The 15,543-nt window shown below is 34.6% G+C and carries 12 protein-coding genes; 2 read left to right on the top strand and 10 right to left on the bottom strand.

Annotation, left to right across the window (positions count from 1 at the left end):
• The 3 genes from BB050_RS13820 to BB050_RS13810 form a co-directional block, all read right to left on the bottom strand.
• Complete coding sequence (locus BB050_RS13820) at positions 1 to 3,633, bottom strand: SusC/RagA family TonB-linked outer membrane protein (RefSeq protein ID WP_083219843.1); 3,633 nt, start codon at positions 3,631 to 3,633, stop codon at positions 1 to 3.
• A gap of 134 nt (positions 3,634 to 3,767) precedes the next feature.
• Positions 3,768 to 4,913: a FecR family protein gene (locus BB050_RS13815; protein ID WP_066033943.1), complete on the bottom strand. Its 1,146-nt coding sequence runs from the start codon at positions 4,911 to 4,913 to the stop codon at positions 3,768 to 3,770.
• A 187-nt stretch (positions 4,914 to 5,100) separates the two neighbouring features.
• The gene (locus BB050_RS13810) at positions 5,101 to 5,670 is read right to left on the bottom strand and encodes an RNA polymerase sigma factor (protein ID WP_066033942.1); all 570 of its coding nucleotides are present in this window, start codon (positions 5,668 to 5,670) and stop codon (positions 5,101 to 5,103) included.
• 337 nt (positions 5,671 to 6,007) lie between these two features.
• Between BB050_RS13810 and BB050_RS13805 the strand changes: the two genes are divergently transcribed.
• Complete coding sequence (locus BB050_RS13805) at positions 6,008 to 6,298, top strand: hypothetical protein (RefSeq protein ID WP_008468434.1); 291 nt, start codon at positions 6,008 to 6,010, stop codon at positions 6,296 to 6,298.
• A gap of 10 nt (positions 6,299 to 6,308) precedes the next feature.
• Positions 6,309 to 6,770 (top strand): hypothetical protein, encoded by a 462-nt coding sequence (locus BB050_RS13800; protein WP_066033941.1) that lies wholly within the window; start codon positions 6,309 to 6,311, stop codon positions 6,768 to 6,770.
• A 12-nt stretch (positions 6,771 to 6,782) separates the two neighbouring features.
• Here BB050_RS13800 and BB050_RS13795 read toward each other — a convergent pair whose 3' ends face one another.
• The 7 genes from BB050_RS13795 to BB050_RS13765 form a co-directional block, all read right to left on the bottom strand.
• Positions 6,783 to 7,961 (bottom strand): MFS transporter, encoded by a 1,179-nt coding sequence (locus BB050_RS13795; RefSeq protein ID WP_066033940.1) that lies wholly within the window; start codon positions 7,959 to 7,961, stop codon positions 6,783 to 6,785.
• A gap of 45 nt (positions 7,962 to 8,006) precedes the next feature.
• Positions 8,007 to 9,227 (bottom strand): DUF763 domain-containing protein, encoded by a 1,221-nt coding sequence (locus BB050_RS13790; RefSeq protein WP_066033939.1) that lies wholly within the window; start codon positions 9,225 to 9,227, stop codon positions 8,007 to 8,009.
• A 262-nt stretch (positions 9,228 to 9,489) separates the two neighbouring features.
• A complete protein-coding gene (locus BB050_RS13785; protein ID WP_066033938.1) occupies positions 9,490 to 10,581 on the bottom strand; it encodes an AI-2E family transporter in 1,092 nt (363 codons plus the stop codon).
• A gap of 103 nt (positions 10,582 to 10,684) precedes the next feature.
• Positions 10,685 to 11,380, bottom strand: a complete 696-nt coding sequence (locus BB050_RS13780) for an ion channel (RefSeq protein ID WP_066033937.1) — start codon at positions 11,378 to 11,380, stop codon at positions 10,685 to 10,687.
• A gap of 149 nt (positions 11,381 to 11,529) precedes the next feature.
• On the bottom strand, positions 11,530 to 13,098 hold the full coding sequence (locus tag BB050_RS13775; protein ID WP_066033936.1) for an MFS transporter: 1,569 nt from the start codon (positions 13,096 to 13,098) through the stop codon (positions 11,530 to 11,532).
• Positions 13,099 to 13,101: 3 nt separating this feature from the next.
• Entirely contained in the window at positions 13,102 to 14,166 is a 1,065-nt protein-coding gene (locus BB050_RS13770; RefSeq protein ID WP_066033935.1) for an HlyD family secretion protein, read from the bottom strand.
• A gap of 11 nt (positions 14,167 to 14,177) precedes the next feature.
• Positions 14,178 to 15,482, bottom strand: a complete 1,305-nt coding sequence (locus BB050_RS13765; RefSeq protein WP_164085587.1) for a TolC family protein — start codon at positions 15,480 to 15,482, stop codon at positions 14,178 to 14,180.
• Positions 15,483 to 15,543: the final 61 nt, after the last annotated feature.

The raw sequence follows: 15,543 nt of genomic DNA, 5'->3' as shown, positions 1-15,543 counted from the left end.
TTAAAGAGTAAGATTAAGACCTAGTAAATACGTTTTTGGCAATGGTAAATTACGCGTACCAGAATTTAGGCTATAAACCTCTGGATCAATACGATTACCAGCTGCACTCCAATACCAAATATTATTCATTTGAAAAGTAAATTTTGCAGACGCCATCTTTATTTTAGTTGCAAAAGCTTTAGGAAGATTATAAGCCAAAGAAATATTTCTCAATTTAATATAATCGCCATCTACAACATTTGCTGTTGAGTTTCTCCATTGGCTGCTTATTGTTCCTGCATAATTTCTAATATTTTCGGCAAAATCAACATACAAACGAGTATTGTCATTTCTATTTGTGTCAGTATAACGATCTGTGATACCAGAAAGATTTACGGCATCAGAACTCATATCTAAGGTTTCTTTACGCATTACATTTCCTCCCGAGAAAACAAACAAGAAATTTAAATCGAATTGTTTATACGAAAAACGCTGAGATAATGAACCTGTGTAAGTTGGCATTAAAGTCCCCACATTTACTAAGGCATCTGCATTGGTAATTGTTTTTATACTTGTTGAAACTGGATTCCCGTTTTCATCAAAAGTTATAGAAGGATTTCCGTTTTCATCCAAAACGTAAGGATAACCATTTACTGTTCCTCCGTATTGGTAAGCATACATGCTATTAAATAATTCATTTTCTAGAAAAAAATTGGTTGGCGAAGAAACATATACCGATGCTGTCGATTCTGCTCTTGTTACTTTTTTAACGGTTGTCTTGTTGTGGGCAAAAACTAAATTAGAATTAATGCGGAAATTACCGTTATTATACCATTCAGAACCAATACTAAATTCTATACCTTTATTTAATAGAGCTCCTGCATTGATTTTTCTCGACAAAGCACCAACAGTAGGATCAAGATCTGTAGTTGCCAATAAATCACTGCTGTATTTGTGATAAACATCAATCGTACCGTTTAATTTAGCTCTAAATAAGCTATAATCTACACCAATATTGGTACTTTGTGTTTTTTCCCATCTTAACATCGGATTTGGCTGAGCCGTAATATTTGTATATTGTAAAGATTGATACAGGTTATCGTTTCTTCTTGTAGCAGTAATATAAGGTGTTGTATTTTGATCAACATTTCCGTTTATACCATAAGTTGATCTCAATTTTAACATACTTACCCATTTAACCTCTTTCATAAAATCTTCATTGCTGATATTCCAGCCTAAACCTACGGACCATAATGGACGGTTTTTATATTTTGGATCAACTCCAAACAAATCTGCTCTATCTACTCGGTAACTTCCTGTAAGGTTGTATTTTGATAAATAAGTATAACTGGCAGTACTAAAAATAGAAAAGTAACGGTGAAGGATTTCTTGCTGTGTTCTGCCTAACGCTGAAAGTGTTCTGTTACTCCCAAAAATATAACTAGAAACTCCCGTTTGGCTAAGTGCAAGATTGTTTAATACTGCAGAGGTAAGCGTAACAGGATCATACCCATATCGAAGCTGTTCTATGCTTCTTGGAACAAAAGTTTCGCGCATTTCTGTACCAACTAATGCATTAACTGAGTGCTTGCCTTCTGCAAACTCTTGATTAAAATCTAATTGATTTCTAAAAGAATAATTACTTGCCTGACTGCTTGCCTGTTTGTATCTTCCTCCTGTAGAAAAGCCATCAACGTAAGTGTATGCATTTGTTGTCGGATTATAGCCCGTTAATGCATTGATAGCATAACGCATTCTATAAGAATTGACATCATGATATTGTTCTCTATCATTTTTTCTTACTTCATATTGAAATTGTGTATTAAAGCTTAGACCTTTCCATAATTTAGCTTTTACGTTAGCGAAAGTTCTTAGGCTTAATGAATTTTGCTCCTCAATACCTTCTTTAAGCGCATCTAAAACATTAAAATTAAAAGATTTAAAACCGCTTAAACCTGCAAGTTTTTCAACCATAGCCGGATTAAGAGCGCCGCTAGAGGTAAATCCATCTTTAATTGATGCAAATGAAGATTGCACTAAATTTCCGTTATCATCTGTAATACGTTCGTATCGTTTTTGAATGTCGTAATTGCCAAGATCATATTCTGTAACATCATCATTACTGTAGGTTCCATTTACTCCAAATGTTGCATTTAACCAATTATTTATCTGGAAACTACTTTTTGCGTAAAGATTGAATGCACGTCCAGTATTATATTTTATACGATTTTTAGATTCATCATAATTAAGAGACACATACGTATTCTGTTTGCTTGTGCTTCCCGAAAATGCAATATTGTAACGCTGTCTAAATTCATTTTGCCAAACATTATCGCGATAATCTTTATTGTAATCATTCTTTCTCCATTGTGCAAGAGTACTGTTATAAGTGGCATTATCGATTTTTCCCTCTTCCAGATTTCTGTTTAATTGATAAAGAGGACTGTAATATTTTGTACTGCTGTTTCCAATATCTCCATAACTGCTAAACATGGTTGCAGTGTCAGCAAATCTGGCTCTTTCTCTATTATAAACCGCCTGCTCAAAATCAATCAATTCACTTGTTGAGGCATAGTTCATATCTCTCAAATTTGGTTTATCTGAAATAAAGAAATCTGAGTTTACCGTCACTTTCAACTTACCATTTCCTTTTTTGGTAGTTAATACAATAATACCATTTGCCGCTCTTGAACCATAGATAGAAGCTGCTGCTGCATCTTTTAGAACATCTACACTTTCAATATCATACGGATTAATTTCATCCAATGTCAATTCTGTTGGTAGACCATCTATTACTACAAGTGGACTATAACCCACATCTGCAGAAAAAGTACCGATACCTCTTAATATAGGCTGATCAGATCCAAGTCCGTTTGGATTTTTTTGAAACATCAAACCAGCGACACGGCCTTCAAGGGCACTCGATAAATTGCCATTAATATTTTCGTTTAACACCTTTTCATCAACCTTACCAATAGCACCAGTAAAATTACTTCTGGCAATGGTCTGAAAACCCGTTACCACAACTTCTTTCATGGCAGCTACTTTGTCTTCAACAATGAGTGTTAATTCTGTGCGTCCTGCAATCCCAAAAGATTTATTCTCAATAGTTAGTCCAGAACATTCAAGAACAGCACTTGATGAAACTTTATCAAAAGAAAAACTACCATCAAAATCGGTTATGCTTACTCTGTTAGTTCCAGAAACCGTAACTGTTACTCCCGGAAAAGGTTCATTTTTATTGTTTAGTACTTTTCCTCGTATATCGATCAGTTCGTTTCCCAAGTTCTCGGCTTTATCCTTTGAACCAGTCACTACTATAGTTTGGTTCGCAAGATTGAACTTTAAATTCTGACCGCTGAAAATCCGATTTAAAGTTTCCTTCAATGAAGAATTCTTTACATTAATCGTAACAGGTTTAGCATCTTTAAGCAGTTTTTGAGTGTAAAAAACTTCATAATTAGCTTGTTTGGCCACTTCTTTTAATACCGTCTCAAGCGATGCGTCTTTAAAATTGACAGTAATAGTCTGAGCTTGGCTCTTATAACTGCAAAACAAAGTAAACAGAAGACTTAATAAAGCCAGAAAACTAACTTTTGGAATCTTTTTTTTAAGTTTTTTGTAAGGTTTTTTTGGTTGTAAATTTAATTTCATACATTTACATTGGTTATAGTTAAACAATAGTGGACAACTTATATTGGCTATAAACTTTTTAAACAACCAGAAGCATCGCAACTGCCTCTGGTTTTTTAGTTTATAAACTCAATATAATCGGTTAAATAAAAGACTTACGGATAGACGGTAATCGTTTTTCCTTCGACCTTAAATTTTATATTGCTAAGCTCAAGCACTTTTAATACTTCAGACAAATTTTTATTTCTAAAAGTACCACCGGTAAATCTCACGTCTGAGACATCACCGCGGTATTCTACTTTAATTCCGTACCAGCGTTCCAGCTGTTTCATTACCGATTTCAAATCAGCATTATCAAATTTAAATCGGCCATTTTTCCAAGCTATTGCCGCTTCTGTATCAACTTCTCTAATAGCAATTTTAGCATTATCACTTATATTAGACTGCTGGCCCGGTTTTAAAATTGCTTTCTGATTTTTAGAAGAAACCGCAACACTTCCTTCTAATAATGTAGTTTTTACAGCTGCTTCATTATTATAGGCATGAACATTAAAATGTGTTCCTAAAACCTCAATGGTCTGTTTATCAGATTTTACTATAAAAGGTTTGCTTTTATCTTTAGCAACTTCAAAATAAGCTTCTCCTTCCAATTCTACGACTCTTTGATCTCTGTTAAACTGAGTTGGATATTTGATAGACGAAACGGCATTCAGGAATACCTTTGTCCCGTCTGCTAATACAATATTATATTGCCCTCCAGTTGGCGTAGAAAGTGTATTAAATGAATTGCCATTTTCTTTTGAAGTATCCGCATCTGGATTTATAACATAGGTAATCACTCCATTGGCATCCATTTTTATAGTTACCTCATCTTGATCTTCTTTAGCAATGATATCTTTCGAAGAAATATCAGAAAGTATAATCTGTTTTCCGTTAGAAAGCGTCAAAATCCCTCTGTTTCCACCTGGAGCAATTTCTTTTGCCTTTTCGACAATCTGAATATTTTCTTGTTTTGCTGCCGTTTCCGATTTTACAAAATAGAATATTCCAGCGCCTAACAGCACAATAATTGATGCTGCAGCGGCAACTCGCGGCCAAATATTAATCACTTTTGTTTTTTGAGCCAACGGAAGCCTCGATTTCAAATGTTCGTAACTATCTGCCAATTCGTACTCGCTAAGCTGTCTCCTGCTATTTGAAGCTTTATGTAAATACCACGCATCAAGTCTGTCCTTATCTTCATGAGATAAAGTGCCATTTTGATATTTTTTAAGCAGTTCTAGAAATTCAGTTTCATTCATAATTACAACACGAAATTTTGTCTCGTTTTATAGTAAGACAGTTAGAAATGGGTTTTGTCATAGATGAAAATCAAAAAAAATATTAATTTATCATTAATAAATTCATCAAAACGTTAGTTTCTCTTTATTAATGAGGTTATTAGAAGTAAATTTTGTTTTAAATTTTAACAAAAAGAACAAGAAAAAATTACCAAATGAAAACATTTAGGGCCGATTTTAGTTTTCCACGAAGAATTTTCAGCGAATTATAAACTTGCTGTTTAGCTGTTTTGTCGGTTATATTTAATTGTAAGGCAATTTCATCATACGAAAGTTCTTCTACTTTTCTTAAAAGAAAAACTTCACGCATTTTTTCAGGAAGTAAGGCTATTTCGCTTTCAATAATTGCTTCTAATTCTTTTTCTCTGAGTTTAGAATCAGCAAAAACATAATCGCTTTCTATAAAATTCGAAATCGAATCAGCATAACGCGAAACTACTTTTTCGTGAGCAATATGATTAAGGATTTTGTTTTTTGTTGCTTTGTACAAATAAGAAGATAGAGAACCCGTAATTTCCAGCTCATGGCGTTTGTTCCAAATAAATAAGAACACTTCTTGAACAACGTCATTTGATTCATCCTGATTCCCAATCATTTTGTAAGCATGATTTACTAAAAGTCTGGAATATCTCTCAAAAATTTCTGTATACGCTAATTGATCATCTTCCTTAAGAAGATTCAATAAAATATGATCAGCATATTTGCGGTAAACAGACATTTAACAATAAAAAGTGAGGATCAAAAACACAATATTAAACATTTTTAGTGTTAAAAACCAAAAGATGATGCAGTTAAAACAAGCGCAAAGGATTTCGTAAAGCATTTTTTTTAATATCAATATGATTAATCTTAATAATATTGAATAGCCAGAATTATAGTTGGAAAAAGAACCAATTTGTATTTTTTCAATCTTCTTGCCCTTGCCTTTTTTTGGTTAAATGAAAATTTGATAAGACTGTTAGAAAATTATATAAAACAATTAGCCGTGTTAGAATGTAATTTTAGAATAATCTAATACAGAATTAGATACAATTATTCTTTAAAACTTATTTAATATGAGATCAGAAAATTACATGTCAGACGAATTTGGATTAGAAATGAATTCTTACGAGGAACAGCTATTATTAAATTATGATGATTATCTAGAAGGCGATTATAACAATAGGCTGACAGCTTCTAATCACTACAATCTAGAACTAGGAGAATTGGAAGATAATCTTGAATATGATTTCGACTCGGAATATGACGAAAATGACTGGGAAGAAGAAGAAGATTTAAATGATAATCTTGCAGGAGAATATGATGAGAACGAAGAAAAACCAGGAAGCTTTGAAATGATGAACTAAAAATAGCACTATGAAAAATTGGTATATACTTCTAATTTCAATTTTCTGTTTTTCATGTCAGCAGAAGGAAAATAATAAAACTGCTGCTGACGCTACAAAACCTGTTGTTCAAAAAGAAAAGCAGGAAAATAAACAAATAGGCGATACTATTGCTATGAATTTCAAAAATGAAGAAAATGTGTTTTCAGCTGAAGGCCATTTAGATTCTCTGAATTCAAAAGTGTATGTTCAATTCAAAAATGAAGTTTTGGGTGAATTAAACGCTCAAATTGTTCCAGATGCAGGAAAAGGAAACATCCGATTTAATCAAATTATTTTTCCTGATAAAACTTCAGATGGCCCTTTTGGAATGGACTTGAAAATCCCGCTTCAACAAAAAGGAACTCATATTTTGATAATTGGCCATTCTTTAATGGCCGAAAATCCTTATTACGGCAATTTTAAAGTGCATTTAAATATTCGAAAAGAATAAGGTCAACTAAAATCATACTTTAATTCTCTTTCTATTTTTCGCCCAATAAGTAAGATATACAATTCCTAAAATTAGCACCAATATATCAAATCTAATAATTTGCGGTATGCGATTGATTTGATCATTATAATAAGTTCCACCCAAAAGCGCTCCTAATCCAATTCCGAGTTCCATCGAAATATACATAGTGGCAACCGCTTTCCCTCTATGTTCAGGATTGCTCATATCTATGGTCCATGCGCTAATTGCTGGAGACAAAATACCAGTCCCAACTCCATAAATTCCAGCTCCAATCAATAACATCTCAATATCTCTTCCCGAACTAATTATAAAAAGAGCAATCGAAGTTATGATTAATCCAGCCATGATCACTTTTGGTCGGCCATGTCTATCTGAAACTTTTCCTGCCCCAAAACGCACCATAACCGAAGCTACCGTAAAAGCTGTAAAAAATATACCTTTATTTGTCGCTCCCAAATGCTCACTCCAATCTGGAATTAAGGTTAAAATAAGTCCGAAAGCAGTGTACGAAAGAAAAGTAATAATTCCCGCAGGAAACACATTTTTATCTACAATATCGTTTCTTCCTATAATGAACATTGATCTGTTCAATTTTTCTTTCGACTTAAGAGTTTCTTTCATGTTCATTACGATTATAATTGAAAAGAAAGCCAAAAATGACGAAGTGTAAAACATCACATTAATGCCATAATTATTCACAATCATACTCCCCAGTGCAGGACCCAATGCTCCTCCGATGCTAAAACATAATCCGTGCATTCCGAGAGCTTCTCCCCATCTGTGCTGTGGAATAATATCTGCCACATAAGCCGATGTCGAGGTTGGTTTAAATCCTGTTGAAAAACCATGAACCAAACGCAACAACAAAAATCCCGAAACAGAACTCAAAATAGGATACAAAAATCCGCATACCACACATACAGAAGAACCAATAGCCATAACTGGAACACGCCCCCATTTATCGGTAAGCTTACCGCTGAAAGGTCTCGAAATCGCAGCTGTTAATGTAAACAATGAGATAATAAGCCCTTTGTATTCTGCTCCTCCAAGACTGCTTAAATAATTAGGAAGTTCAGGAATCATCATATTAAAACTTGATGAAAATAATAAAGAACTCAAACAAAGTAAAATGAATTGTAAAGTATAAATTGATTTTTCGTTTTGTGACATTATTGGATTTTTATATAACTAAAGGCTGATAGAAAATTATAATTTTTAGAATAATTCCAGCTGATTGTTTGGGTTTATAGGTTTCTTTTTAGGAGGTTTTGCATCGCCAAAAACGGTTTTTCCGCCATATTTATAAGATTCCTCTCTTTCTCTCTGGATAAGAGCATCAAAATTAGAATTTGGCGTAAAACTTTCTTCTGCTTTCCGCGAAATCTCAGATAGTTTTTGAATGGCACTCAATTTATCGCTATTTCCGATTTTGGCGCGATTAATCGCTCTCTGCAACGTATCGATAGTTTCATCGTAGATTTTAACGGGAACAGGAAACGGATGTCCGTCCTTTCCGCCATGAGCAAATGAAAAACGTGCTGGATCTTCAAATCGTGTTGGAGTTCCATAAATGATTTCGCTTACCAAAGCTAAAGATTGCAAAGCCCTCGGCCCCATTCCTTTTAAGAGCAACAGTTCTTCAAAATCTTCGGGCTTATTTTCATGCGTAGCCCAAAGCATGGCGCCCAATCTTTTCATATTCACATCTTCCATTCTCACATCATGGTGCACGGGCATAGAAAGATGCTGCATTTCTTTTATGATTTTAACTGGCGATTCTTTTACCAATTCTAAAATACCTTCGCGAGATTTTGTTGCGGCATTGGCTGTAAGATTTAAAATCGAACCCTGGTTTTCGCCATAAATAAACGTGTGCGGTTCGTTGATAAAAGATTTTAAATCTTGCGAATGCCAATGATATCTTCTGGCAGTTCTAGAATTCGGATTCATTCCCTGCTGGATAACAGCCCATTGTCCTTTATTATCGACAATAAAATTATGCTGATACAATTGAAATCCGTCTTGAATGGCGGTATTGTCCACTTTTGCCGTAAGTCGGCTGCAGCTGGCAAGATTGATTCCATCGAGGCCTGTTTTTTCTCCCACAAATAAGAGTTCTTGTGGCGTTGCCATAGAATGTTTTCCTTTTCCTCCACAAATATAAATTCCCAACTCTTTTGAGTGCGGATTAACCGATTTTTTCAAAGCTCCAAGCACCGAAGTTGTAATTCCTGACGAATGCCAATCCATTCCCATTACAACTCCAAAACTCTGAAACCAAAACGGATTGCTTAATTTGCTAATAACTTCAGCAGTAGAAAATTCCATAGCAATGGTTTCCACAATGGCAAAACCAAGTTTAGACATTCGCTCAGCAAGCCATAATGGAACATGTCCATAATGTAAAGGAAGATCTGCCGTGCCGGAACGTTTCATTTGCTGGAATTATAATCCTGCAAAAATACTTCTTTTAATTGTGAATTATAAATTGTGAATTGTTAATTCAAGTGTAAAACTTTCTAAATAATCAATTGCCTCCATCTTTAGGGATATACACAAAATTTGCACAAAAAAGGCTTTAGTTTAAATAATAACGATATTCGATTCCGAAAACCCCTAGTTGAAACTAGGGGCTATGCAAAAACATAGCAACGATTGACAATTCGTAGCTAACCATCAACAATCAACCATCAACAATTTAGACAATTTCAATATCGTCTGCAGGTTCTTCAACGGGCTCGGGATTATCATCTAACCATGCTACAAATAATTTATATCCTATTGAAAACACAATTGGTCCGACAAATAATCCGATGAAACCTGACATGATGAAACCGCCAATTACACCCAGAAAAATTACAAGCATTGGCACAAGCGCTCCTTTACCTAATAGAAGCGGCTTTAAAACATTATCTGAAAGTCCGCTGATGATAAAAAACACAGTCCAAAAAACAGCATGGCCAGAATCTCCTGTTGAAAAAAGATAGATAATAACTCCAATATTAATTATAATGGGTCCAATCTGTAAAATAGAAAATATCAAACAAATCAAGGTCAATATTCCCGCATAAGGGATATCAGCCATAAATAATCCGATGGCCTGGATCAGAGTCTGAATAACGGCAACACCCAAAATGCCTTTAACCACTTGATAAATTGTTGAAACAGAAATTGTCATAATTTCTTCAGCTTCACTTCCTGCAATTTTTTTAAGGAATTTCATGAAGAAAGCTTTACCTCCTGGCGATACTAATAAAACTCCAGCAATAATAACCGAAAGTATAAATTGAAGAAATGCAGCACCAGAACTCAAAATACTTGCCATAATTTTAGATGACAATTCTCTAATCTGATCTTGATATTTAACAACACCTTGTTCCAAATCTGTTGACATCGTCAGCAAAAATTCGTAAAGAGGCTTACCAATTATCGGCCATTCCTTTATAGAAGGCCCTGGCGGACTAATTTTAAGCGTTCCTGCTTCAAAGCTGTCCTTCAGTTCCAAAAAATTGCCAGTCGCCGCTTTCAGGAAATAAATAAGAGGCACCACCATAATGGCAATAATCAAAATAGTAATGACAACCGATGCCAATGCTTTACGTCCTTTTAATATTCGCTGCAATGAATTAAACAATGGATAAAATACAACAGACAGTATTATAGCCCAAAGGATAGGCATAAAAAAAGGCAACAGCAATTTAAGACAAAACCCGACAAGGAGAAATATGAAAAATAACTGCAAAATAGTATCAAAGAGTTCTTTCTTTTTATTCGAATAAGTTGTTTTCATGATTATTGTTTTTAATGGTGAATGGTTATAATTGTGAATTGTTAATGGTGAATGAATTCTCTCTATAAATCCGTACTCTGACTTCTTTATTCTTTATTCTTTATTACTTCTCAGTCTTATTAATAGAGAAATTGGCATCTGAAACCAACCTTCCAATTAAGATTACTGGATACAAAACGCCCGTAAGCACTTCAATCTGAACTAGGGATCGAGCCAAAGGATGAAGAGGCACTATTTCCCCAAAACCTGTTGAAGTGATACAGATATAACTGAAATACATAAAACTAGCCAAATCGCTATTGCTTGTAAATTTCGATTCGGTTATCTGAAAAGCACCTTCAATATGTTCAAAAAGAAATAAATAAAGGGTTGACCAAAAATGAACCAACAGCATGTAAACTACAATCGAACCCACAATGCGGTAAGTAGTGACTGGACCAGGTTCTAGAACTTTTATTAAAACCAAAGTAATTAGCAGAAGCATGATGGCAATAGAAAGAATAAGGTCGGCAAAGAGAATAAAAATATTATGTTCAAAATAATTAATCCATTGTGTTACAATGAATAAAAATGGAATTATTGAAATAATTAGAGCCTGTTTTTTATGTTTGGATAATGCCAAAATTCCAGCAAAGAGAAACAGCATCCAAAATATATTAACAGCAACCACAAAGCGTGTATAACTGCCGAAAAAAGGAATGATAATGAAATGCATGATAAACAGCAATATCAACATACCCCTGAGCCCTTTTTCTTGAGTCCAAAAGTGGTATAAAAAACGATCTTTTTTTACTATCATAATGTTAATTTCAAATATTAAATTCCAATCCCGAAACCTCGGAAAAAATCTATGTTCTTACTTCTTTACTCTTACTTCTTTACTCTTGCTTCTTTCATCTTTCATCTTTCATCTTTCATCTTTCATCTTTCATCTTTCATCTTTCATCTTCAAATCGGAATCGGCTCTACTTCAACTCTTCCAATTGGTCTACGCCAAAGTTTGAAAATCAGTATAATGAAAATGGGCAGAAAACAGACTGCTGACATGACGAGATAAATATCTTTATAAGCCAATAATATTGAGGCTTGCGAGGTTTGATTAGAAAGACTCTTCTCAGCTTTTTTCTGCGCTTCGGCATCTGATAATCCCATGTATAAAAATTGCCTTTTCGAATTTTCCAGCTGATTTTCGGCTTGTTTATTTATCGGACTCAGCTGTTGGCTCAGACCAGTTTTATGCTGCACATTCATGTTCGAAATAAAAGTTCCTAAAACAGCACTTCCCAACAAAGAAGCAAAAACTGCCTGAGCAATAATTCCAGTCATCATGCGCGATGTGCTCAGAAACGGAGGAATTCCCTCTGAAATGTAAAGCAGCGAAACAGGAAAAAGAAATCCCATTCCTAACCCTTTAAAAATTAATGGCAGATAAAAATCGGACGCATCAATTCCTGGATAAAATCTGAAAAAAAGTATTATGTGATACATTCCATAACAGGCAAAACCAATGACCCAAATCGTAGCGAGATAAATGCGTTTGTATAAAAGATAAGTCGAAAGCGGAATTGAAATACATAATCCAATTAAAAGTGAAAGATGCGTTACCGCTCCCAAAACAGGATCAAAACCTAAAACATTGGTCATATAGCCCGTTACAACGCTTCCTGTCCCATTCATTATTCCGATATAAAACATTAAAAATGCACCGGGAATCACATTTTTAAATTTGTAAACATCGGGATTAATTAATGGTTCTTCCGTAAAACGAACATGAAGCAAATAGATTCCTGCCACGATAAACAAAACTGCTGAAGCTAATGTTATTTTAGGATCATTAAACCAATTTCTGGTCTGACCTTCGGCACATAAAAAAAGGATAATCGTAAAAAATAGAATCAGTATAATCCAGCCTTTCCAATCAAATTGAAATTTGGTTTTGAGAGGCGCCACATCGGCTCTGTAAAAATACCAAGCCAAAAGAATACAGATTAAAAAGTTGACATTCAAGAAATAAATTCCAAACGTCCAGTTATGAAAACTCACAAAATGCGCTCCTAAATATTGGTACAAATGCTGGCTTCCTTTTTGTATAAACTGAAAAATGCCATACATCAAAGCCATATTTAAAGCAGGATTGTATTTTAATAAAATAGGCACCATCGAAGCAAATATTCCGATAACCGAAACCATTGCCAAAAGAGATCGGCATAAAACAAACCAAGCAATAGTTGGTGCAAACAAGGATGCTGTATTGAACAACAGAGACAAAAATGAAACGGATAAAATCATGGTTCGAACTTTAATCTGTTTTCCTAGTTTTAATCCTAAAGGCAAAAAAGCCAGCATAACAAAAATCGGGATGTAAACCGCATAGCTAAAAGCCGTGGTAGAAGGTCCGAAATGTCCTAATATCTGCGAATTATCATAAGTTGTGACATTGAGTCCGTTAAAAAAAGGAATCGTCAGGATATACAATCCTGCCAATGTAAAAACGCTCCTTTTTTTCCCTGCAAACATCTCTTATTTTTTTACTTCAACTGTTACATTCATTCCTGGTCTTACTTCCTGAAGCTCTTTTGTTGGAGTTTCAAATTCAATTTTCACTGGAATACGCTGTGTGATTTTCACAAAATTTCCAGTCGAATTATCAGGTTCAACCATAGAGAATTTGGCTCCTGTGGCTGGAGAAAAACCAGCAACTTTTCCTTTAAATTCTTTTCCGTCTAAGGCATCAATTGTAATGATCACTTCTTGTCCTTGCTTTATCTTTTCGATTTGAGTTTCTTTAAAATTCGCTGAAATCCATAATTTTTCAGTCAGTACGATTGTAGCAATGGTTTGATTGGCATTGATTAATTCGCCAATAGACAAATTTCGTTCGCCAACAAAACCATCAGCGGGAGCCAATATAACCGTATAAGACAGCTGCAATTTTGCTGCATCAAGATCTGCTTTCTTTCTCGCAACGGTTGCTGTGGCAGCTTCAAGATTAATCGAACTTTGTTTGGTAATCGAACTGCTGGCATCTAGACCTTTTCTGCCAGCCTTTACATAAGCTTCTTCCGATTTTAATTTGGAAATAACCTGATCATATTGATTTCTCGTCACAGCCGAATCGGCATACATATTCTTGAAACGCTGATAATCTTTTTGTGCTTTTTCTAAACTCGCCAAATCTCCCGCCAGCTTTTCTTTTCCCGAAGCCTGATTAGAAATCGAAGTGGTTATATTTTGCTGTAGCGAATGCAGATTTCCTTCGGCTATAGCCAAATCAGCTTCTGCTTGTTTGACTTTGATGATATATTCTGAATCGTCTAAAACAACCAATGTATCGCCTTTATGCACCTGCTGATTGGCTTCAAAACGGATTTCTTTTATATGGCCAGTTGCTCTTGCCGCAACATTATTGATGTAAGCTTCTACCTGAGCATTATTAGTAGTTTCGTAAGAGCTGAAATCAAAGAACAAACTTAAAATCCACCCCCCCCCTGCAAGTAAAAAAACAAAAGACAGTAGCGTAAGAATGCTGTTTCTCTTTTTTTCACTTTTCTGAACTGCCTCTTTTTGTGTATCTGCTTCGCTCATAACAAGAAATTTTAAAGTTTGCCCATTGCATATTGAAGTGAGTAATATTGAATGATTAAATCTAAATTGGCGTTTACAAGTGAAATTCTGGAGTTATTTAACTGCAATTCTGCATCTACAATCTCGCTGATTAAAGCAAAATCGTTATCATATCGGCTTTTTACAATTTTATAATTGCTCATTGACAGCTCGACATCTTTTTTGTAGGTTTTGATGTTTTCTTTGCTTTCAGCATATCTGACAAATGCATTTTTTACTTCTGTAGTAATCTGATCTTTGGTCACTTCTAGAGCGATATTGCTTTTATCAATTTCCAGTTTATCACCATTTATCCGATGTTTCAGATTATAAAAACTCGAAATATCCCAGTTTAAAGAAAGTCCCGCTACCCAGTAATTCAGAATATTGACATAATTGGGCCATTGAGCCGGATATTCTGTATTCAGAATGAGGTTTGCATTTAAATTGGGTTTAAATCCGCTTTTGGTCAAACTCAGCGAAGATTCTGATAATTTGATTCTTATACTTGCCCTTTTTATTTCTTCTCTGTTTTGAAAAGCCTCTTCCAAACTTTCTTGCAGGTTCATATTTTCTGTCGGAATCATACTTTCTGTCACTTCAGGTTTCAGAATTGTATTGGTTGGGAAACCGATTAATATATCCAGATAATTGCTGATAAGCTGAATGGTATTGGTGCTTCTAAAAACCGAAACCTTAAAATTAGATTGTTGCAGTTCGGTTCTCAAAAGGTCACTTGTCAGATTCTGACCGTTTTTTACACGCGATTTCAGCTGATTTATTCGAATGTCAGTATTGATGATATTCTGTTTCGTAACCTCAATTTGGCGATATAATTTTTCAAGAGTGAAATATTGTTCTGTAATGGCATTTTTAACGTCTGCTTCAGTCATTCGAACAGCAGATTCCTGCATTTGACTAATTAATTCCTGCTGATTAATTCTGGTGTTAATGGCATTTCCGGCGTAAATTGGAAGTGAAGAAATAATATTAGCAAAAGCCTGATGATCGTAATAATCTACGGTGACATTTCTGGCATAAAATCCTTCATAGAGTTTAGGATCTCCGATGTAGTTGTATCCGCCATTCAAACTTATTCTTGGCGCTTTTGCAATTTTTGCCTGACCGACATTTTCGTTAGCAATAGCCAAATCAGCATTTGCCAGTTTTAATTGCCGGTTATTTTTAATTCCTAATAAAATTGCTTCATCGAGTCTTATTTTTTTTGCAGATGCAAGACTGCTGGTGTCCTGCTGAGCAAAAATAAAGTTGTAGCAGCACAATAAGACAAGAGTCAAATGTTTTAAATTTGAAACTCTTAATTGCCAATAACACATCCGATTATATTGATTTAATTTT

The sequence above is a fragment of the Flavobacterium anhuiense genome, assembly GCF_001705175.1.
GTDB lineage: Bacteria > Bacteroidota > Bacteroidia > Flavobacteriales > Flavobacteriaceae > Flavobacterium > Flavobacterium anhuiense.
This window is presented reverse-complemented; position numbering and strand designations above follow the sequence as displayed.